The sequence below is a fragment of the Streptomyces sp. NBC_01237 genome, from assembly GCF_035917275.1.
Classification (GTDB): Bacteria; Actinomycetota; Actinomycetes; order Streptomycetales; family Streptomycetaceae; genus Streptomyces.
The window spans coordinates 617,886-637,394 of record NZ_CP108509.1; the positions used below are offsets into that span (position 1 = coordinate 617,886).

Annotated in this window: 18 protein-coding genes and 2 pseudogenes; 7 read left to right on the plus strand and 13 right to left on the minus strand. The window is 68.4% G+C overall.

Annotated elements, in window-relative coordinates; all coding sequences use genetic code 11:
* Positions 1 to 42 precede the first annotated feature (42 nt).
* The 6 genes from OG251_RS39270 to OG251_RS39295 form a co-directional block, all read right to left on the minus strand.
* Complete coding sequence (locus tag OG251_RS39270; RefSeq protein ID WP_326682054.1) at positions 43 to 918, minus strand: DUF5655 domain-containing protein; 876 nt, start codon at positions 916 to 918, stop codon at positions 43 to 45.
* A 625-nt stretch (positions 919 to 1,543) separates the two neighbouring features.
* Positions 1,544 to 3,559 carry a DNA recombination protein RecN gene (locus tag OG251_RS39275; protein ID WP_326682055.1) on the minus strand — a complete coding sequence of 672 codons (2,016 nt, stop codon included), beginning with the start codon at positions 3,557 to 3,559 and terminating at the stop codon, positions 1,544 to 1,546.
* A 5-nt stretch (positions 3,560 to 3,564) separates the two neighbouring features.
* Entirely contained in the window at positions 3,565 to 4,140 is a 576-nt protein-coding gene (locus OG251_RS39280) for an ABC-three component system middle component 2 (protein WP_326682056.1), read from the minus strand.
* Between the two features lie 47 nt (positions 4,141 to 4,187).
* Positions 4,188 to 5,159, minus strand: coding sequence for a serine/threonine protein kinase (locus tag OG251_RS39285; RefSeq protein ID WP_326682057.1), 972 nt, complete (start codon positions 5,157 to 5,159; stop codon positions 4,188 to 4,190).
* A 104-nt stretch (positions 5,160 to 5,263) separates the two neighbouring features.
* Positions 5,264 to 5,527, minus strand: a complete 264-nt coding sequence (locus OG251_RS39290) for an XdhC family protein (protein WP_442818452.1) — start codon at positions 5,525 to 5,527, stop codon at positions 5,264 to 5,266.
* Between the two features lie 240 nt (positions 5,528 to 5,767).
* On the minus strand, positions 5,768 to 7,762 hold the full coding sequence (locus OG251_RS39295) for a heavy metal translocating P-type ATPase (protein ID WP_326682058.1): 1,995 nt from the start codon (positions 7,760 to 7,762) through the stop codon (positions 5,768 to 5,770).
* Between the two features lie 95 nt (positions 7,763 to 7,857).
* Between OG251_RS39295 and OG251_RS39300 the strand changes: the two genes are divergently transcribed.
* Positions 7,858 to 8,244 carry an ArsR/SmtB family transcription factor gene (locus OG251_RS39300; RefSeq protein ID WP_326682059.1) on the plus strand — a complete coding sequence of 129 codons (387 nt, stop codon included), beginning with the start codon at positions 7,858 to 7,860 and terminating at the stop codon, positions 8,242 to 8,244.
* An 83-nt stretch (positions 8,245 to 8,327) separates the two neighbouring features.
* On the opposite strand, the gene OG251_RS39305 is transcribed toward OG251_RS39300, so the two are convergent.
* Both OG251_RS39305 and OG251_RS39310 read right to left on the minus strand, forming a co-directional pair.
* Positions 8,328 to 8,594 (minus strand): hypothetical protein, encoded by a 267-nt coding sequence (locus OG251_RS39305; RefSeq protein WP_326682060.1) that lies wholly within the window; start codon positions 8,592 to 8,594, stop codon positions 8,328 to 8,330.
* Between the two features lie 96 nt (positions 8,595 to 8,690).
* Positions 8,691 to 9,305, minus strand: a complete 615-nt coding sequence (locus OG251_RS39310) for a hypothetical protein (RefSeq protein WP_326682061.1) — start codon at positions 9,303 to 9,305, stop codon at positions 8,691 to 8,693.
* Positions 9,306 to 9,525: 220 nt separating this feature from the next.
* Between OG251_RS39310 and OG251_RS39315 the strand changes: the two genes are divergently transcribed.
* Positions 9,526 to 10,113 carry a hypothetical protein gene (locus OG251_RS39315; protein ID WP_326682062.1) on the plus strand — a complete coding sequence of 196 codons (588 nt, stop codon included), beginning with the start codon at positions 9,526 to 9,528 and terminating at the stop codon, positions 10,111 to 10,113.
* Between the two features lie 94 nt (positions 10,114 to 10,207).
* A complete protein-coding gene (locus tag OG251_RS39320; protein WP_442818453.1) occupies positions 10,208 to 10,537 on the plus strand; it encodes a hypothetical protein in 330 nt (109 codons plus the stop codon).
* 439 nt (positions 10,538 to 10,976) lie between these two features.
* Here the strand turns inward: OG251_RS39320 and OG251_RS39325 are convergent, their stop codons facing one another.
* From OG251_RS39325 to OG251_RS39340, 4 genes and pseudogenes are all read right to left on the minus strand, one after another.
* A complete protein-coding gene (locus OG251_RS39325; RefSeq protein ID WP_326682063.1) occupies positions 10,977 to 12,662 on the minus strand; it encodes an ABC transporter family substrate-binding protein in 1,686 nt (561 codons plus the stop codon).
* Between the two features lie 55 nt (positions 12,663 to 12,717).
* Positions 12,718 to 14,803, minus strand: a pseudogene (locus OG251_RS39330) (ABC transporter ATP-binding protein).
* The gene (locus OG251_RS39335) at positions 14,800 to 15,753 is read right to left on the minus strand and encodes an ABC transporter permease (RefSeq protein ID WP_326682064.1); all 954 of its coding nucleotides are present in this window, start codon (positions 15,751 to 15,753) and stop codon (positions 14,800 to 14,802) included. Before OG251_RS39335 ends, OG251_RS39330 begins: the two are co-directional and overlap by 4 nt.
* A 1-nt stretch (position 15,754) precedes the next feature.
* Positions 15,755 to 16,108: pseudogene (locus OG251_RS39340) on the minus strand (ABC transporter permease subunit); the annotation flags it as partial.
* Positions 16,109 to 16,125: 17 nt separating this feature from the next.
* Between OG251_RS39340 and OG251_RS39345 the strand changes: the two are divergent.
* Together OG251_RS39345 and OG251_RS39350 are read left to right on the plus strand one after the other, a co-directional pair.
* Positions 16,126 to 16,887, plus strand: a complete 762-nt coding sequence (locus OG251_RS39345; protein ID WP_326682773.1) for an SDR family NAD(P)-dependent oxidoreductase — start codon at positions 16,126 to 16,128, stop codon at positions 16,885 to 16,887.
* Positions 16,884 to 17,744, plus strand: coding sequence for an amidohydrolase family protein (locus OG251_RS39350; protein ID WP_326682065.1), 861 nt, complete (start codon positions 16,884 to 16,886; stop codon positions 17,742 to 17,744). The genes OG251_RS39345 and OG251_RS39350 overlap by 4 nt, the downstream gene beginning before the upstream one ends.
* 105 nt (positions 17,745 to 17,849) lie before the next feature.
* On the opposite strand, the gene OG251_RS39355 is transcribed toward OG251_RS39350, so the two are convergent.
* Entirely contained in the window at positions 17,850 to 18,605 is a 756-nt protein-coding gene (locus OG251_RS39355) for an SDR family NAD(P)-dependent oxidoreductase (protein WP_326682066.1), read from the minus strand.
* A 196-nt stretch (positions 18,606 to 18,801) separates the two neighbouring features.
* Between OG251_RS39355 and OG251_RS39360 the strand changes: the two genes are divergently transcribed.
* Together OG251_RS39360 and OG251_RS45090 are read left to right on the plus strand one after the other, a co-directional pair.
* The gene (locus OG251_RS39360) at positions 18,802 to 19,356 is read left to right on the plus strand and encodes a FadR/GntR family transcriptional regulator (RefSeq protein WP_326682067.1); all 555 of its coding nucleotides are present in this window, start codon (positions 18,802 to 18,804) and stop codon (positions 19,354 to 19,356) included.
* Positions 19,268 to 19,495, plus strand: a complete 228-nt coding sequence (locus tag OG251_RS45090; RefSeq protein WP_442818474.1) for an FCD domain-containing protein — start codon at positions 19,268 to 19,270, stop codon at positions 19,493 to 19,495. Before OG251_RS39360 ends, OG251_RS45090 begins: the two co-directional genes overlap by 89 nt.
* Positions 19,496 to 19,509: the final 14 nt, after the last annotated feature.

Below are 19,509 nucleotides of genomic sequence, written 5' to 3' on the forward strand. Positions count from 1 at the left end.
CGGCCGAGCGCGACACGCGCCTCGCCAGATACCCGCAACCGTTCACGCCGCTGCGTAGCTCGCACGGAACAGACTCTCAGCACGCTCCACGTCCCGCGTGGTGCGCAGCTGTACCTCCAGGTCGCCCGTGCCATGGTGGCCGAGCCCCGTCACGTCGCGGCTGAAGCCGGGCACGAGGTCGACCGCCTTGGGGTCGGCCTTGAGGTAGACGAGGAGCTTGCTCCGCTGCGGCGGGCAGACGCACGCGAAGTTCCGCAGCCGCTGATACGCCCGGTACTGCTTGCGCTGGATGCGGTTCACACCGTTGCCCAGGCCCAGCAGCATCTCGTCAACCGTTCGCACCAGATCGTCCATGGGTGCACTGCGGCCTTCGTCGGGCGACTGCCGGCGCGCCCGGCGGGCCGCCGGTGTCCGGCCGCTGACGGATGCCACGGTCTCAAGGCCGAGCAACGCGCTGCCGAAGAGGCGGTACCGCACCAGGTCGATGCTGCGTCTGTGCTCACCGACCGCGTGCACGTCATAGCGCGTGAAGTCGCCGGCGATGCACACCAGCCTCGGTCCGCTCCAGAGGACCTGGGCCGCTGCCGTCGGCCCAAGCCGGTGACGGACCAGGTGCTCGAACTCGCGGCGGTGGTCCATCAGCCACGACAGGTAGAACAACCCCTGGTTGATCACACCAGCGTCCGTGCCGCGCTTGTACTCGACGATGACCGGGCTGCCGTTCTCATCCAGCCCGAGCGAGTCGATCCGGCCGCCATGGACCGGCCCGGTGCTGTACTCGCTTGTCAGGAACCGGACACCCAGCAGGGCCTCCATGTTTGCCTCGACAAGGCTCTGCACGTCTGCCTCGACGTCAGCAAGACGCGGCGTGACCTCGGTCACGCCGCCTTTTGTGTTGAACAGCTTCAGGCCCGACACCTTCCCCTCCTCGGCTCATGGATCATGAACGCCGAGTGGGCACGGAATTGTTTCCGTGAACGGCTTCCCGAAGGTGAAGAAGGCGTGCGCACGGACCGCCTTGGGCACGCTTCTCGTCTGGCAGCCATAGATCACCGCTGTTGTCCGGTGTTCTCCCGGCACGGAACGCAACCAGGGGTCCAACCCCGAAGAGCTGGACCCCTTTCGGCCGCACGTCTACTACTGAGCCAAGGACGTGGTGCGAAGTCACGCCACAACCTGACCGGGGCCTCTGCCATGCCACCTGGCATAGCGTGCTCCTGGGCCTCCAGGCACACACTCCCACGCGCAAGCTATCGAGCCTCCCGCTCCTTGGCCGCCGTCCCAGCGAACGGGATCCGTGGCCAACGCGTGGCCAACAGCAGTCAGGAACAGGCAGAAACACCCAGATGGAGGCCGATCCAGTCAGTAACCCAGAACCCCCACCATGGGCAGTAAAACGCCTGGTCAGGGGCTTTCCAGCGGCCATTCCAGCCAGGGGTGGCGGCCCCCACAGGACTGATAGACGAAGACCGAGGCCAGCTGCCCCCGTTACAGCTCGCCTCCTTCCTTGCACCAGCACCGAGCCTTTGGCCAGGCACACGTGTCAGAGATTGGCCTCCGCCTCCTCGTCCGCACTGGTTTCGTCCTCGATCAGCCCGTACGGCGGCCGCTCCTCGTTGCGGCTGTAGCGCACCACCACGTCGTTCTCCACCAACGGCGGCGGGCTGTTGTCGGCGACGATGAGCTGGGCTCGGCTGCCGCGGTCCGCGAGCCAGCGAGAGAGGTGCTGGTAGAAGTCGCCGATCGCCACGGCGTCCGCGATCACGGCATCGAGGGTGCCGCCGTGGCCGAGGTTTTTCTGAGGGCTGTCGATCATGAGGAATCCGGGGTGTGCGGCCCCTCCTTCGACGGCGATCTCGAAGACGGCGAGCTGCCAGGCCAGGGTCAGCAGGGTGCGGGCGCCGGACGAGGCTTCTTGGTACGGCTCACCCCGTACGAAGGGGGTGAGGTCGGTCTTGATGAAGGGGGTACTGACCTTGGGGTAGCGCCAGGCCCGCAGGAGTTCGCCGTATCGGTTGCTGATCTTGACGATGACACGGTCACGGTCGTGGGAGGCGTCTCCGAGCTGTTCGAGTTCCTCCCGGAGACGGGCGATCTCGGTCTCGTGGCGTTGCACGGCGTCGGCCCGTTTGGTGAGTCCTTCGCGGAGCTTGACCGCGCTTTCGGCCTGTTCGAGTTGGCGCAGGATCTGCTCGCGCCTTCGGTGAAGGTCGTCGCGGGCGGCGAGGAACGGTGAGACGGAGGGGGACGTCGCGGTGTCCAGCGCGGCGGCGGCTGCCTCTTCCCGGAGGGCCGCGTCTTCGGCCTGGAGCTTGAGGGGGGCGAGTGAGGCACCGAGCTCGTCGATGTAGCTGCTGATCTCCTTGAGGCGGGCCTTGGTGGACCGGGTCTCCGCCTTGACGTCCACCCGGCTGTCCTCGGCCTGGCTGCCGGCGTCGGCAGTGCCCAGGACCAATGCGCCCTCTTCTGCGCTCAGCTCGTGATGGCACAGGCTGCAGCGTCCGTTGCCAGCGGTGGGGGAAGCCGAGAGCCGGTTCAGGCAGGCGGGGCAGGTGGTCACACTCAAGGGGTCGAAGAGCTGCTGCGCCTCGCCGAGCATGCCGAGCTTGAGGAGATCATCCGCGTACTGGGCCCGCAGAGGCATCAGGCGTTGGAGCTGCGTTTCGCAGTCCCGCAGGACCGCTGCCGCCCGGCGGGAAATCCCGGCCGCCGCTTTGTGCTGGCTGCGCAGTTGGGCCGCGAATTCCGTTCCCGCCTGCGCACGGCGGTCCAACTCCCTAAGCTGGCTCGTGATGTCGGCCAGTTCCCGTTCGTGGACGGCAGGAGTGGGTTCGCCGTTCAGCACGGTGGGAGCCTGCTCCACGACGAAGGTACGGGCTGCCGCGAGTTCGGCCTTGGCGCGGTTGAGCCGGCCGCCGAGTTCCTGGATGCGCTGGCCGAGTTCGACGGCGCGGTCGTCGTGAACGCCGAAAGCGACGTCGACGACTTGCCGCAGTTTGTGCTTGCGCATGTAGTCGTTCTCGAACAGGAAGTTCTTGTCCGCGACGCGTTCGTTGGGAAGGAAGGCGAGCCACATCACGTCGCGGAAGCTGAGCGGGTCCGTACGGGATTCGCTGTTGGTGGGCGCTTCGCGTAGCTGGACACCTGCGAGCTTGCAGTGGCTCAACAGGAGGGAGGACAGACTCTCCTGCGCCCCGGGCGGATCGATGGTCCTGCTCTCGGCCCGGGAGACGGTCGTGCTGTCGAGCGTTCCGCGGCGGACGAAGGCGACCTTTGAGGGCTCTCCGACCGACCGCTCGATCACATGAGGCTCGCCGGAGAGCTCCACCTCCAGAAGGCACGAACGGACCCTGCGCAGCACTTCCTGGTGGCGCGGATGCCGTTTCGCGCCGAGCCCGTAGGCGATGAACTCCAGCACCGCTGTTTTGCCGGAGCTGAACGCCCCGGCGATGACGGAGAGGTTCCGCACCCTCTGTCCGGAGGTGAAATCGACGTCGTAGGACCGCTCGATGCCGACCAGGCGCAGGCGGCGGATACGGATGCCGGGAAGCGGCTCCATGGTGATCATCCCTCCCAGGACGTTTCCAGCACGGGCCCCGGGCCCAGCACGCTCATGAGGGCAGCAGCAGGTCCGTCGGATCCGTCCGGCCTCAGCCACCGGGCGGTCTGCTCGCGCAGTCTCTTGTCGGTGAGTTTGCGGAGCTGGCGGACGACGATGCCGGCGGCGGTGGTGAAGGAGGTGGCGTAGGTGGCGGTGAACCGGCCGCCGAGATCCTGACCGGCCTCGGTGATCGAGTAGGTGAGGGAGCCGTCGCGGTTGCGGATGCGGCAGCACCCGTAGGCCACCAGGAGCGCCAGGTCGTGCTGGATCCGTTCGCGCCGGCTCGTGAACCGCTGTGAGGAGGACGCGTAGGCCAGGACCTGCGGGTCGAATCCGGCCAGTCGCAGGAGGCTGGCGTCCCGGCTCTCGGGGGGAACGACGAGGAAGGGGTTCGCGGACAGGAAGTCGTAGTACCCGATGCGCTCCAAGGTCGCCCCGTTCGCGTCCTGCGCGGCGACGGCGTCCAGGAGCAGCAGCAGTTGAGCGAGGCGGAATGGCACCTCGTCCTCGGGCATCACGACCGGCCGGTCTGCGTGCACGGCATGCTCCTCGTCAGGGGTCGGGCGGTACGGGCGGTCGGGGTATCTCAGTCGTCGGCGTGACCGCTCGCGATCTGCCTCCAGTGCGTGACCCACCCTGCCCGACGGTTGTCGACCAGCCGGTGGACCAGGCCCCAGCTGTGCGTCACCTCCAGACGCAGCGCCTTGGGCAGTTTGTCGTGCTCGGAGCGCACCTCGCGCCAGACCCGGCCGTGCAGAGCGGGGAGGGTGCCCTCGGACGAGCACTCGTTGAACTGCATCTCCCACACGCCGTGCAGGGTGGCGTCGGCAGAGCTCAGTGCGGCGACCTCGGCCGGCACGCCCTTGTGCGCGACTTCGCGCGCCACCAGGTCGGCGTTGAAGAACTGCCGTTTGGCCGAGTCCAGTTCGACGTGGCCGGCCTCGGTCATCTGCCGCACGAATAGGGCCGAGTCGAGCGCCGCCGCCTTGCCCTCTTCTACGTCCAGCACGAGCCGCGTCTGCTCCTGGGCGGGGGCGGCGGGAGTGAAGACTTCGTAGTAGGCGCGGCGTACCTGGTCACCCTCGGGGCTCTGCAGCTTCTTCACGAGCGTGGTCTCGTCCCACAGCTCGATGACGAGGTCGTGCGCCTTCTCCTGCCGCTTCTTCCAGCCGTCCCACCATTTGGCTGCCGGGCCGTCCATACTGGAGGGAATGCACAGGATCCAGAGCTTGATGGTGTGACCGTTGACCGCCGCGGCCTTCAGCGCGTTCGCGAGCGACTCGCGAATCTGCTGCGACTGGCTGGTTGTGGTCTTCGGCATGAAGTACTTGGACTGCCACACCGTGATGGCGCCCCCGAGGTCACCGGCGAACGCGTCGATTCCCCAGTCGCCGGGATTCACCGCGATCATCCGGACATTCGGATTGGTCGCACTGGCGAGCTGCGCGAGCATCTGCTCGAAGTCGGCCCGTCCCCCGTCCGCGTTTCCGGACCGCCATTCGTGCACGCCGAAATGGATGGGCGGAACCCCGGCCGCCACCGGCATGGAGCTGTTCAACCCGCACCCCCGAAATCCCGCAGGCAACCCGAACGAACCACATTCAGCAGGCTGTTCACCCTGCGCCACACACAGTAACGGCCGTCAGCGTACGTGGTGCGGAATCATCCGATCAAGGTGCTTGCGGCGGGCAATGTCCCAGCGGCAGCGGAACGATGGATGGGGCCGGTGCGCAGCGACAGCGGCAGTCCGCTCGCCCCGTCGGCATGCGCGATGATCTCGGCGGTGATGGACACGGCCGTCTCCTCGGGCGTACGGACTCCCCGGTCGAGGCCGATGGGAGAACGCAGTGAGGCCAGCTGCTGTCCCTCCCCTCCGGCTTCCCGCAGGAGACGGAGGTGCTCCTCGTGGGTGCGGCGGGAGCCCATGGGTGAGCGCGTGTTCGGTGGCCGCCAGTTCATGCGCCCCGAGCCGGGCCTCCGCGAGCAGCATTTCCGAAGCCGCGCCGTTCCGTGTGTGGACACCCCGGCAGGTCGGCGCCGTGGCGGATGACATCGAATGCGGCAAAGCGAACTGTTGCTGGGCGAGGGGCTCGGTCGTGGTGGGAGTGCGGTTCAAGTGCCCTGACGGCGCTCACGTGCCGGTCTGCCGCCTGTTTGGACGGGGGCTCACCGCATGTCGTCCTTTGCGGCGCGGGTCCAGGCGGCGTCGCGGAGCAGGCGGAGTCCGTTGAGTCCGACGATGACGGTTGAGCCCTCGTGGCCGAGGACTCCGAGTGGCAGCGGCAGGTGGCCCACCAGGTCCCAGATGGCCAGACCGGAGATGAATACTCCGGCGATCACGAGGTTCTGTACCACCAGACGCCGGGCGGCCCGCGAGAGGGCGATCACGGTGGGGACGGTGGCGAGTTCGTCGCGGACGATGACGGCGTCGGCGGTCTCCAACGCGAGGTCGGAGCCGGCGCGGCCCATGGCGATCCCGGTGTGGGCGGCGGCCAGGGCGGGTGCGTCGTTGACGCCATCACCGAGGACCAGCACCTTGCGCCCGCGGGCCTCCAGGCGCCGTACGGCTTCGACCTTGTCCTGGGGCAGGAGGCCGGCGTGGACTCCGTCGCGGCTGATGCCGACCTCAGCGGCCAGGCGTGCGGCAGCGCCCGGGTTGTCGCCCGTCACCAGCATCGGGGTGCTGCAGGTCAGCGTGGTCAGGGCGGCGACGGTCGCGGCGGCGTCGGGCCGCAGTCGGTCGGCGATGCCCAGCACGCCGACCGGGACACGGTCGCGCAGGACGAGGACGGCCGTGCGGCCACCGTCCTCCAGGTCGGCCGCGACCTTGGCAGCGCAGGCCGTGAGGGCGTTCTCGGGGCTGTCGAGGAGGCGGGCGGGTGCGCCGACCGCGACGGTGAAGCCGTCGACGGTGGCGGTGACGCCGATGCCGGGAGTGGAGGTGAAGTCCCGCGTGCCGGCGAGGGCCAGGCCGCGAGTACGGGCGGCGTCGACGACGGCGCGGGCCAGAGGGTGTTCGCTGGGGTGTTCGGCCGCGGCCGCGAGGGCCAGCAGGGAGCCCTCGTCCAGGCCGGAACCGTCCAGAGGGCAGATGTCGGTGACGCGCGGGGTTCCCTCGGTGAGGGTTCCCGTCTTGTCCAGGGCGACCGCGTCGACCTGCCCGAGGCGCTCCATGACGACGGCGGACTTCACCAGGACGCCGTGGCGTCCGGCGTTGGCGATCGCCGACAGCAGTGGCGGCATCGTCGCCAGCACGACGGCACATGGCGAGGCCACGATCATGAAGGTCATCGCCCGCAGCAGCGAGCCGGTCAGGTCCGCGCCGAACGCGAGGGGAACAAGGAAGACCGCCAGGGTCGCGAAGACCATGCCGAGGCTGTAGCGCTGCTCGACCTTCTCGATGAACAGCTGGGTGGGCGCCTTGGTCTCGGAGGCTTCCTCGACCATGGCCACGATCCGCGCGATCACCGAGTCCGAGGCATCCCGTTCGACCTTCACCCGCAAGGCTCCGGTGCCGTTGAGGGTGCCGGCGAAGACCTCGTCGCCGGCTTCCTTCGCGACCGGCAGCGGCTCCCCCGTGATGGTGGCCTGGTCCACCTCGCTGGCGCCGGTCAGGACGCGACCGTCCGCGCCGACCCGCTCGCCGGGGCGGATCACAATGGTGTCACCGACCACCAGGTCCTCGGTGGAGACGGTCGACTCACCGCCCTCGTCCGCCAGCCTGGTGGCCGTGGTGGGTGCGAGGTCGAGCAGGCCGCGCACCGCGTCCTGGGTACGGGCGGTGGCCAGGGCCTCCAATGCGCCGGAGGTGGTGAAGATGACGATCAGCAGCGCACCGTCCATCACCTGCCCGATCGAGGCCGCACCGATCGCGGCCACGATCATCAGCAGATCCACATCCAGGATCTTCTCCCTCAGCGCCGTCAGCCCCGCCCAGGCCGGCTCCCAGCCACCGGTGACGTAAGCGGCGGCATAGAGAGGTCCCCAGAACCAGGCCGGCGCACCGGTGAGCTGGAGCGGCAGCGCGATCAGGAACAGCACCAGAGCCGCAGCGGCCCAGCGTGCCTCGGCCAGGGCGAACACGCGGGTACGCCGCCGCGGTGCCGTGCGCGAGGCGGCCGGAGCTGCCCGATCGGGCCGCTGGAGCAGGTCGGACGGCATGACAAAACAACCCTTCAGGGCGGAGGCAAGGCAACACATCCACCGTACAGGAACATCTGAACAGGTCTTCACATGTGATCGGTAGGATGGGCGCCATGGGTCACGGAGCCGACGACAAGAACCACGCCACCCCCCGCGAGCGCCTGGACGCGGCGGGGGCCACCGACGTCGCCGCCACCCTTCAGGCCCTGGCGACCCCTTCGCGGCTGTACATCCTGGCCCGCCTCCAGGAAGGCCCCTGCGCAGTCGGCGACCTTGCCGAAGCCGTGGGCATGGAAGCCTCCGCCTGCTCCCACCAGCTCCGCCTGCTGCGCAATCTCGGACTCGTCACCGGGGAACGCCGGGGCCGTTCTATCGTCTACGCCCTCCACGACAACCACGTCGCAGAGCTGCTGGAACAGGCGCTTTTTCACGTCGAGCACCTACGGCTCGGCCTGCGAGACGCCCCCGCCGAAGAGGCCCCGGCCACGGTCCAGCGGTAGGAAGGCCCCGGGGCAGCGCCGGAGTTCACTGCAGGGCACGTTGTTCTTCTGGCTCGGCCCGTCCAGGAGTGCTCCGGAGACGGTCAGTCTGCCTCCGTTGCTTCCTGGGGCAGCTCCCTGTTTTCCGCCGTTCCGCTCCCTGCCTCTTTCCTTTTGCGGTCCGCCACCAGTTGGACGGCCAGTAGGACCAGGGCGATCAGGCCGGCGATCACGGCGGCGATGACCTGCGTCGAAGTCAGGAAATCGATGAGTCCGCCTTCGTTGGAAGGCGGTGGAGGAACGTACATTCCGTCGGATTCGTCAGCGGCGTGGGCGCGTACAGACAGCACGCGGGAAAGCACAGCGGACACGTAGACACTCCAGTGTTGATGCCTGCTGAAGGACAGCAATCAGCCGCAGGCGCGGCGCGGATGCTGTGAAAGGGGTGTGGTGGCGTGCCGTCGTCGTTACGGCGCGCAGGGCTGCGCGCGGTACAGCAGCACCGTCAGCGCCCGTGGACGGGGCAGGGCGGCGGCGGGCTGTGGTGGCATCGCGGAACGCGGAGCAGGGATTCCTGTGAGGCGCAGAGCCAGGCCGGCCGCGTAGAGCAGGCAGATCCGCCATCGGCGGGCCAGCGCGACAAGCGCGTACGCGAGCCGGGTGGGCAGGTTGGAGGCACTGCGCAAGAAGCAGACCAGAGCGAGAGCCACAACGAAGTTGAGCACGGCCATCGCGAGGGTGTTGTGGTGCCAGGACGCCGGAAAACGCCGGTGGTCGTCCAGGGCCGTGGCCGGAATCTCCCGGCCGGTCCATTCCAGGTATGCGGGCAGCAGTGCCTGTACGGCGGCCAGGGCGAACGCCCCCTGGCGGGGGCGGGACGCCCCGGCACGTAGGACCGGGTAGGCACAGGCGGCCAGGACGGCGACCGCGGCCAAGAGCGGGGGCCAGGACACCGTGGAGTCCGTCGTCGCGTGATGCAGGCCCGCACCGAGCCCCGCCGCTACGAGGGCATGGCCGAGAGCGAGGGCGGCGGTGCCGCGCGCGGTGCGCCGAGATTCAGCGAGGACCGGGAAACTGGACATGTCAGGCCAATGATGACCCACGACGGGGCAACCGTGTTACGCATCCGGCGCTTTCGGTAATCACGTGCGCACCTGCTCCGCTACAGCGGGTGCAATATCCGTAGGCGGGCTGACTGGGCGCAGCGGCATGGACGATGATGGGCGGGCCATGCGCCACCCTCCTGCTCCCGCACCCTGCCGGACGCCGCCGCCCCTTCCTCGGGCCGCGGTGTTCGCCGTCGTGAGCACGGTCCTGGGAGTCAGCGCCCACCATCTGATGGCCGAGGGGCCGATGCCGTGGGTGCAGGGCGGGGCCGCGGCCGTCGTCCTGTTCGCCGTAGCCCTCATCGGGCTCGTCGGGGCGCGGCAGGCACGGTCGCTTCCGTGCGTGGTGGGCGCCAGCGCTGCCGTACAGGGCGGGCTGCACCTGTGGCTCGCCGTGACCGCTTCTCATACGCCGGCCTCCTTGGGCTCGGCGCACGCGCACGGCGGGCACGAAGCCTGGCACGAGCGGCTCGGGGCCGGTGGTGATTCCTGGGCGTCGGCCGGCATGGCCGTCGCGCACACGCTGGCCGCCGTCGCTGTCGCGGTGCTCATGCAGCGTGCGGACGCGGCCTGGTGGTCGCTGGCCCGCGGGTTCGCCTCGGCCCTGGACACGATGCGGGCGCGGATCGCAGCCTCCTGGGCGATGCTGACCGGTGCGGTGGTCGCCGGGTGGCTGATCGGGCCGGTCCCGGTCGTGCCGGTGCGGGCCGCGCGGCCACCGCCGCGCCGGCCGGTACTCGCGGATGTCGTGGTGCGGCGGGGTCCTCCGCAGCTGGGTGTGTAACACGCAGATCCTCACTCATCCTGCCGGGACGGCAGTTCACCCCTGTATCGCCGGGTGTGCGCCGTGCCGCGCTCTCTCACACCCGGAGACACCCATGTCCCGTACCAGCCGCACCCGTCATCACAACCGTACCCTTGCCGTCGCCGCCGGCCTCGCCGTCGGCGCCGTCCTGTTCGCCGCTGGTCCGGCCTCTGCCCATGTGGAGGTCGAGTCGGAGAAGGCGCAGGCTCTCGCCGAGAACGTCACGCTCGCCTTCGAGGCCGAGTCGGAGTCCGGCACGGCCGGGATCACCGAGCTGCGCGTCGTCCTGCCCGAAGGCATCGCACCCGCCGACGTCGTGTACGGGGAAGGGCCGGTAGACACCGCGTGCCGCATATGCGGAGCTGGTCGAGGCCGGCCTGGCGGGCGCGGCCGGAGCCGATGAGGACGTCATGGCGCCGGTGCCGCCAGCCGTGGGGCTGCAGATCCTGGGTCGGAGCCGGGCCGCTGAGATCGATGCCTCCTGCATGGCGGTCTCGGGTGCCTTCGACACGTTCCGCAGAGCACTGCTTGTCGGTAAAGGGGACGAGTTCACCGAAGTCGTCACCGGAGACGACATCCGCCCTCGGGTGCGTCGGGCGTGGGCGAGCGCGAGCAAACGGTTCCGGCCATTGGACTCGCCGCTGTACTTCCCGTTCATCGGCGGCATCGACGACGCCCTGGAGACGCTCGCCCGAGGCGTCAGACAACGCGTGGTGTACTCGCGTGCGTCGCTCGAGTACCCGCCCAGGCCGTCCGTCCTCCGCGGACTGAGGGCGTTCATAACGGCGCAAAAGCGCCGGGCCCGTCCCGGCCTGGAGGAACCAGGCCGGGACGGGCCATGCTCAGGCTGTTTTCTGCCAGCCGATGTCCGCCTGCGGGCCGAAGGAGAAGAGCCCGGCTCCGAAGTTGGCCAGCCCCTTCTTGACCACCCAGATCTTGGGAGCGTTGTACAACGGCTGGATCTGCCAGGTGCTGAGGATCTCCTTCTCCGCCGCGATAAAGGCGTCCGTGGCCTGCTGCTTGTCTGTGAGCTTGCCGATCTGTTTCACCTTCGGTGCGTACGTGTCGACCGTCTGCTGGTCCGTGTATCCCGCATCGGAGCAGTAGAAGTAGCAGAAGTAGAAGAAGTTCTCGTCCGGATCCGCCGTGCTCCAGGACATTTGGAAAAGGTCGTAGTCCTGCTTGGTGTAGGTGTCGGCGTAGTCCTGAGCGTTGCGGTAGTCGAGCTTGAGGTCGACACCGATCGCCTTCATCATCGCCTGCGTCGCCGCGCTGACGTTCTTGGTGTACGACGCGTCGCCGATCGCCGGGAAGAGCAGCTCGAGCCGCTTGCCGTCTTTGCGGCGGATGCCGTCGCCGCCGATGGTCCAGCCGGCCTTGTCGAGGAGCTTCTTGGCCTGACGGGGGTCGTAGCCACCGCCGAGCTTGTTGTAGAGGTCGCGGTAACCCCTCTGGAACGGATAGAGCGTGACCATGCCGGGCAGATCAGCCTGCCAGTTCATGCCCTCGTAGCGTACTTTCTGCAGCGTGTCGCGGTCGACACCGAGCTGGATCGCCTTGCGCACGTTCGGGTCCCGCAACTTGGGTGAGGAGGCGTTGACGTGCATGAAGGCGACCGAGAGGTCCGCGGCCTTGCGGATCTCGGTGTTCTTCATGCCATTGACCTGAGCCAGGTCCTCCGCACCGTTTGCCCGGACCGCGTCGAGCTCGCCGTTGCGGAAGGCGTTGATCTGCGCGGAGCTGGCCATGGCCCGGACCACGATTGTGTCGAGCTTGCTCGGCTTGCCCCACCACTTCGGGTTGCGCTCGAAGACGGCGGTGGTGCCGCCGGGCTCGAGCTTCTTGACGCGGAACGGGCCAGCGCCCCACTCGCCGTGGGCGTCCTTGGTGTAGGCGGTATTGAAGGTGTTGGCGTCCTTGGTGGCGTCCGGGTGCATGACCCACTTGAACTGCGACTCCCACCACAGCCACGGCCCGTCGTAGGTGACGACTGCCTGCTTGTCGTTCTTGCCAGGCTTCACGGCGGTGATGAGGGAGAAGCCCTCCGTCTCCGCGGGCGCGTACTCCTTGTTCTTGCCGTTGGTCGCCTTCCAGAGAGCCTTGAAAGCCCGCCAGTCGATCGGGGTCCCGTCGTCGAACTCGGCCTTGTCGTTGATCGTGTAGGTCACCACCCGGTTGCCGCCGACAACCCTGTCGGACACGTTCGTGATGTAGTCCTTGTTCCAGGACACCTTGCCGTCCTCGGATCTGAACTGCAGCTGCGGGTTGTACAGCTTCCGCAGCTCCACAGTGTCGGTGTTGGCGTCCGCGTGGAGGGCGTTGAGGTTGTCCGGGATGGTGCTCAGGGCTTCGGTCAACGAGCCGCCATCCTTGACGTTCTCCCGGGGCTGGGGGTTGTAGTCGGCCTTGCTGGCGAGCTCGTCGCGGTTGAGCTTCTCGCCCCTTCTGTCCCCGCCACTGCCGCTACAGGCGGTCAGCGCGAGGAGGAGGGAAACCGCGAGTGCGATTCCCTTGTGCTGCAGCTTCATAGTGATCGTTCTCTTCTCGGTCCAGAAGTGGCTTCCCACCTCGTGCTGGTGAGGTTCAGCGGTGTAGACATGCGTGGTGGTGAGCGTCGTCCTTCCGGGAGAGGGCCGGGACGACGGTGTCGCACTGGTGCCGCTGCTCCTCGCTCAGCGAGGGTTTGAGCGGGCAGCGGCTGGCGAAGCCGCATCCGGCGGGCACGTCGGTGGGGGTGGGCAGGTCTCCGGTGAGCAGGATGCGTCGCCGCCTGCGCTCGACGGCCGGATCGGGGATCGGGATCGCGGAGAAAAGTGCCTGCGTGTAGGGGTGGGTGGGGTTCGCGAAGACCGTGTCGACGTCGCCCTGCTCGACGAACCGGCCCAGGTACATCACGGCCAACCGGTCGGCGAGGTGCCGGACCACCGACAGATCGTGCGAGACGAAGAGGTAAGACAGACCCAACTCGCGCTGCAGCCGCTGGAGCAAGTTGATCACGCCGGCCTGCACTGACACGTCCAGAGCAGACACGGGCTCGTCGAGCGCGAGGAGCGTCGGCTCGCAGGCGAGCGCCCTCGCGATGCCAATGCGCTGACGCTGCCCCCCGGAGAAGGCGCCGGGGAACCGATCCACGTGAGCGGGGTCGAGACCCACGAGATCCATCAGCTCCGCGACCCGCTTGTGCACCTCCCCAGCGGGCACCAGGCCGAAAGCGCGTAGCGGCTCGGCAACCAACTCGGAGACCGTGAACCGCGGGTCGAGGGCGCCCATCGGGTCCTGGAACACGATCTGGACTTTGCGCCGATGCTCCCGCTCCGCGCGGGCGTTCAGGGCGGTGACATCGACTCCGTCGAGCTCGATGCTGCCTCCGGAGCCCTTGCCGAAGTCCATGATCGACAGCAACGTGGTGCTCTTGCCGCAGCCGGACTCGCCGACGATCGCCAGGGTCTCACCCTCGCGGATGTCGAAGCTGAGCCCGTTGACGGCGCGTACAGTGCCGACTCGGCGCTTGAGGACCGCGCCCTTGGTGAGCGGGAACTCGCGGGTCAGATCGGTGACCGTCAGCACGGCCCGGCGCTGCTCGCGCGGCACGGCTTCGAGGTCTCCGAGCGGTGGCGGTGGCCTGCGGAAGACCGGCTCACCGCCGATCTCGCCGTGCTCGATCTCGCTGCTGCGGATGCATGCCGCCTGATGCCCGGCGACCGTCTCGAGCAGTGCGGGCTCCGACCCGGGTGCACTCCGGCAGGGCGACGGGACAGCGGGGGGCGAACGGGCACGCGTCGGGCAGATCGATCAGGATCGGAGGGCTCCCGACGATCGGAACGAGCGTGTCCTCAGCAGTGTCGTCCGCGTGCGGGATGGCGCCGAGGAGGCCGATGGTGTAAGGCATCCGCGGTTCGGTGTACAGCGTGTCGACCGCTGCTCGCTCGACCGGTCGGCCGGCGTACATCACCAGCACCTCGTCGGCGATGCCGGCGACGACGCCCAGGTCGTGGGTCACCATGATCACCGCTGCGCCGGTCTCTCGCTGCGCCTTCTTCAGCAGTTCGAGCACCTGCGCCTGGATGGTGACGTCCAGGGCGGTGGTCGGCTCGTCGGCGATGATCACCTTCGGGTCGTTGGCGATGGCCAGAGCGATTACCACGCGCTGTCGCATGCCACCGGAAAACTCGTGGGGGTACGACTTCATCCGGATCGCGGGGCGCGGGATGCCGACGAGGGCGAGCAGCTCGACGCCTCGACGCCAGGCCTGTTCCCTGGTGACGTCACGGTGTACCCGTATCGCTTCGACCAGTTGCTTCCCGATGCTATGCACCGGGGTGAGGCTGGTGAGGGGGTCCTGGAACACCATGGCGATGTCGTTGCCGCGGATGGCCGACATCTCCTTGTCCGGCAGTCCGACCAGTTCGCGGCCCTCGATCGTGATGGAGCCACGTACGCGTGCGCTCTCGGCGAGCAGTCCCATGATGGCGAGCGAGGTCACGGACTTCCCCGAACCCGACTCGCCGACGATGCCGAGGGTCTGGCCGCGCCGCAGGTCCAACGACAGCCCGCGGACGGCGTCGACCCGGCCGGCCTCGGAGGGAAAGGACACGTGCAGGTCTCGTATGCGCAGGAGCGGGGCCTCCTGGGCGCCGCGGTCGGGTATCTCGGTCGGTGTGGTGGTCATGCGTGTCCTCCGGCCTGCGAGGTCGGGTCGAGGGCGTCCCGGAGGCCGTCGGCGATGAAGGCCATCGAGATGGTGAGCAGGGTCAGGGCCAGCGCGGGAAACCAGAACATCCACGGTGCGCTGTAGACAAGGGAGCTGCCCTCGCCGATCAGCGCGCCCAGCGATACGTCGGGCATCTTGACGCCGAAGCCGAGGAACGACAGCGCCGTCTCCGCCTGGATGGTGGTGACCACGCCGATGGTGAAGTGAATGGTCAGCATGGAGCCGATGTTGGGCAGGATGTGGCGGCGGACGACCGTCCACGGGCCGAGACCCATGTAGCGGGCCGCGGCCACGAACTCCCTCTCGCGGACGGAGAGCGCCAGCGTCCACACGACCCGGGCGTAGTACATCCAGCCGAATGCGACGAGCACCACGATGAGCATCCGCCAGTCGCCGCCGACGTCATGGGAGACCAGAGCCAGGATCAGAAAGCTCGGGACGACGAGGAGGAAGTGGATCGTCTCGAGGACCACCCGTTCCACCCAACCGCCCACGTAGGCCGCGATGGCGCCGACGAACCCGGAGATGGCAGTCGTGGCGAGGGAGACCGCGAGCCCGATCACCAGTGACCGCTGGATTCCGTGGGTGAGCTGGGCGAACAGGTCGTTGCCGGCGCCGGTGGTGCCCATCCAGTGGTCACCGTCGGGCGCGTCGCTGATCGCGAGGAAGTCGACATCCTCGTAGCTGTGTGGCGTCAGCAAGGGGCCGAGGAGACCGAGCAGGGCGATCAACGCGAAGATCAGCAGCCCTATTACAGCCATTCGGTTGCGCAGGAACCTGCGCAGGTAGAGCCGCCACTTTCGCTCACCGCGGGCGGCGGGAGCTGCGGCCGGGCCGGTCGCAGCGGTGTCGATACCCTCGGGCGGTCGCGCCGTTCGGATGGTGTCCTTGGTCGGTGGTGTGGTCATTTCAGCTCACCCGCACCCTGGGATCGAGGGCCGCGACGACGGCGTCGGAGAGCACCGCGCCGATCGCCGTGACGAGGGCGCCGAACGCTGCTACCGCGACCACGCCGTGGACGTCGTTCTGGCTGATCGTCGTCACGAAGTAGCGACCCATGCCCTCCCAGCCGAAGATCGTCTCCGAGATCACCGCGCCGGTGAAGATGGCGGGAATCGAGAACGCCACCGAGGTGGCCACGGGGATGATCGAGGTCGGTAGCGCGTGCCTGCGGATGGCAGCGGCCTTCGTCAGGCCCTTGGCCCGCGCCGTACGCACGTAGTCGGCCCGGATGTTGTCCAGCAGCAGGGCGCGCTGGAGGAAGGAGCGACCTCACAGGGCTGCGCGCGGTCATCACTGGAGGCGGCTCCGGTATCGGCCTCGCCACAGGGCTCCTGATGGCCTCGCGGGGCGCCCGCGTGGCAGTCCTCGACCTCGCGCCGGCTGGCGTACCCGCGCCGCTCATAGGTTTCCAGGCCGACGTCGCGGACGAAGCATCGATCCATGACGCGGTGCTCAGTGCGGCCAGCGCGCTCGGCGGCATCGACATCCTGGTCAACAACGCGGGCGTCGGGGCGGCGGGGACCATTGCGGACCACTTGGACGAAGAGTGGCTGCGCGTGCTCAACGTGAACGTTCTCGGAGTCGTGCGCACGACCCGGGCGGCTCTGCCATACCTGCGGGAGTCAGAGGCCGCCTCGATCGTCAATCTCTGCTCGATCGCCGCTACCGCCGGGCTCCCCCGACGCGCGTTGTACTCAGCGAGCAAGGGCGCCGTGCTGTCGCTGACTTTGGCGATGTCGGCCGACCACGTCGGCGAAGGAATTCGTGTCAACTGCGTGAACCCGGGAACCGTCGACACGCCGTGGGTCGGACGTCTCCTGGACGCCGCCGACGACCCGGAAAGCGAACGGGCTGCACTGGAGGCCCGGCAGCCCACCGGCAGATTGGTCACCGCGGACGAGGTGGCCGCTGCCATCGTCTATCTGGCCGGCCCGTCGGCCGGCTCGGTCACAGGCACCGCGCTGGCCGTGGACGGCGGCATGGCGGGTCTGCGGGTACGCCCGGCACCGTCGCGAAGCGAACGCCCCTTGCGACCATGAGCGCTGCGACGGGCTTCGTGGATGCTCACGTACACGTGTGGGACCTTGCCGTGCGCAGCCAGCCGTGGATCGTAGGCCCCGGGCTCGCCCCGATCCGCCGCAACTTCTGTGTCGAGGATCTGAAGCCGGCCGCACAGGCTGCCGAAGTCACCTCGGCGATACTGGTGCAGACCGCTGCCACTCGGAAGGAGACCTCCGAGTTCCTGGCCCTTGCAGGACAGCACACGCTCATTGGCGGAGTGGTCGGCTGGGTCGATCTGACCGCTCCCGACGTAGCAGACCAGGTGGCCGAACTGCGCGAGGGACCCCATGGCCGGTACCTCAGATCGATCCGTCACCCCGTGCAGGGGGAGCCCGATCGACGCTGGCTCTGTCGTACCGACGTACACCGCGGCCTGAAGGCCGTGGCCGCGGCAGGACTCGCATACGACCTGCTGGTCACCCCGGAACAACTGTCAGCTGCTGCGGAAACGGCAAGGGCGATCCCCCACCTGCGACTCGTCCTGAATCACCTCGGCAAGCCGTCGCCTGCACCGGGTGCTGCGGCACTGTGGTCTCAGGGCCTGCGGGCCCTTGCGAGGAACGGGAACGTCAGCGCCAAGATGTCCGGCCTGCTGACCGAAATACCGCAGGGCTCAAGCTGGACCGACGAGGTGCGCCCATACGTCGACATGGCGCTCAATGCCTTCGGGTCGGACCGGCTGATGGCAGGGTCTGACTGGCCTGTATGCCTCTTGGCCGCCGACTACGGAAAGACTCTGGAAACCGGCCGCGCCCTGATCGCGGATCTCTCCGCCGCGGAGCGGGCCAAGATCCTCGCCGGTACGGCCCGCAGCGTCTACCGCCTCACCCCGTAACGCCCCGGCGGCCCCGTCGTCATACGCAGGGCCGCCGGCCGTCCTCGCCATGTGCAGGGTGGAAGGCGTTTTCCCATCCGCCTGCGTGCCGCCGGGCTTCGCGCCTCAGGCGAATCGGGCGGAGACTCCCCCGTCTACAGCCCAGTCCGCGCCGGTGACGAATCCAGCAGCGTCGGACAGGAGGAAAGCGACTACAGAGGCGACCTGGTCGGGGGTGCCGAGTCGGCCGAGGATGTGTTTGGCCAGCGCTTCCTGGCGGACCTGCGGCGCCTCCTGGTCAAAATACTCGGCCAGCAGGTCGGTCTCGATATATCCGGGGCTGACCGCGTTGACCCGGACACCCTGCGGTCCCACCTCGAGGGCCATGCTGCGTGTCAGACCTACGAGTCCGGCTTTGGCCGAGGCGTAGGGGAACATGCCGGGGCAGGTCATCGTGGCATGCATCGAGGCGATGTTCACGATCGCGCCCCGCCCCTGAGCGGTCATCCCCGGCAGGACGGCCCTGGCCATGAGCCACGCCCCCTTGAGGTCGACGCCGAACACCTCGTCCCACTGCTGGGTGGTCATGGCGACCACGTCAGCATACGAGTTGCGTCCCGCGTTGTTCACCAGGCCTGTTGCCGGTCCCAGCTCGTCGCGCAGGGCACTCACAGCGTCGCGGACCTGATCCTCGCAGGTGATGTCGCACGCTGCCCAGCCGGCGGACGGGCCGATTCGGCGAGCGGTTTCCCGCGCGCCGTCACCGTCGATGTCCAGGAGGCCCACCCTCGCACCGGCGGCTGCCGCCATCGCCGCCACGGAGGCGCCGATGCCGCGGGCGGCGCCGGTGACCAGCACTACTTCATCGCTCAGGTCAAACATGTCGGTCTCCGTTCCGCGCAGGGCGCGGGAGTAGTCAAGGTGAGTAACGGAGCACACCGGGCAGAGCCATCACTTGCGCGGGCCTCTGGGCCGGCGTGCTGATTTGAATATGAGGCGAATTTAGCAACTAAGCTGCTAATTGTGTTGGCGGGTTGGAGGCGGGACGGCTCCTGCCCAGAGGCGAGGGAGCGAACGCATGACGATCGGGCGGACGACGCTGAGTCAGCACGTAGCTCAGGAGATCATCGGCGACATCAAGCTGCGCGGTCTGCGGGCGGGCGATGAGATCCCGGCCGAGGCCGAACTCGCCGAGCGGCACGGCGTCAACCGCCTCGCCGTGCGTGAGGCGATCCGCACGCTGGTCGCACGTGGTGTCCTCATCTCGAGCCAGGGCAAGCGTGCGCGTGTAGCGGTCCCCGCTCCCGCTGTGCTGGAGCAGATTCTCGATTTCCGCCTCAGCCAGAACTCGATGGATCTGGCGGACCTGCTCGACACCCGGCGTGTGATCGAGGCGGAGCTCGCGCGCCGGGCCGCAGTGCGTCGCGCCGCCGGCGAGGGCTCCATGACGGAGGTGGATCGCGCGCTGGCCACAATGGGCCACGCGGTCGGAGCCGGAGGCGTTCATCGCCGCGGACCTCGCCTTCCATCAGGCTGTCGCAGAACTGGCCGCATGGGGCCTGTTCTCCTTCGTTCTCACGGCAATGAACGGAATCCTGCTCGACTCCCGCAGAGCGAGCTACCACGGTCGTGAACGCCGGAGGGCGGGTCAGGAAGCCACGGTCGATGCGCAGAGGCACATCGCCGACGCGATCGCCGGTGGCGACGGGAATCGCGCGGCCGAGGCCATGACCGCCCACCTTGCGGAGACCGGTCACGACCTCGGACTGTGATGCCCTCCGACGGC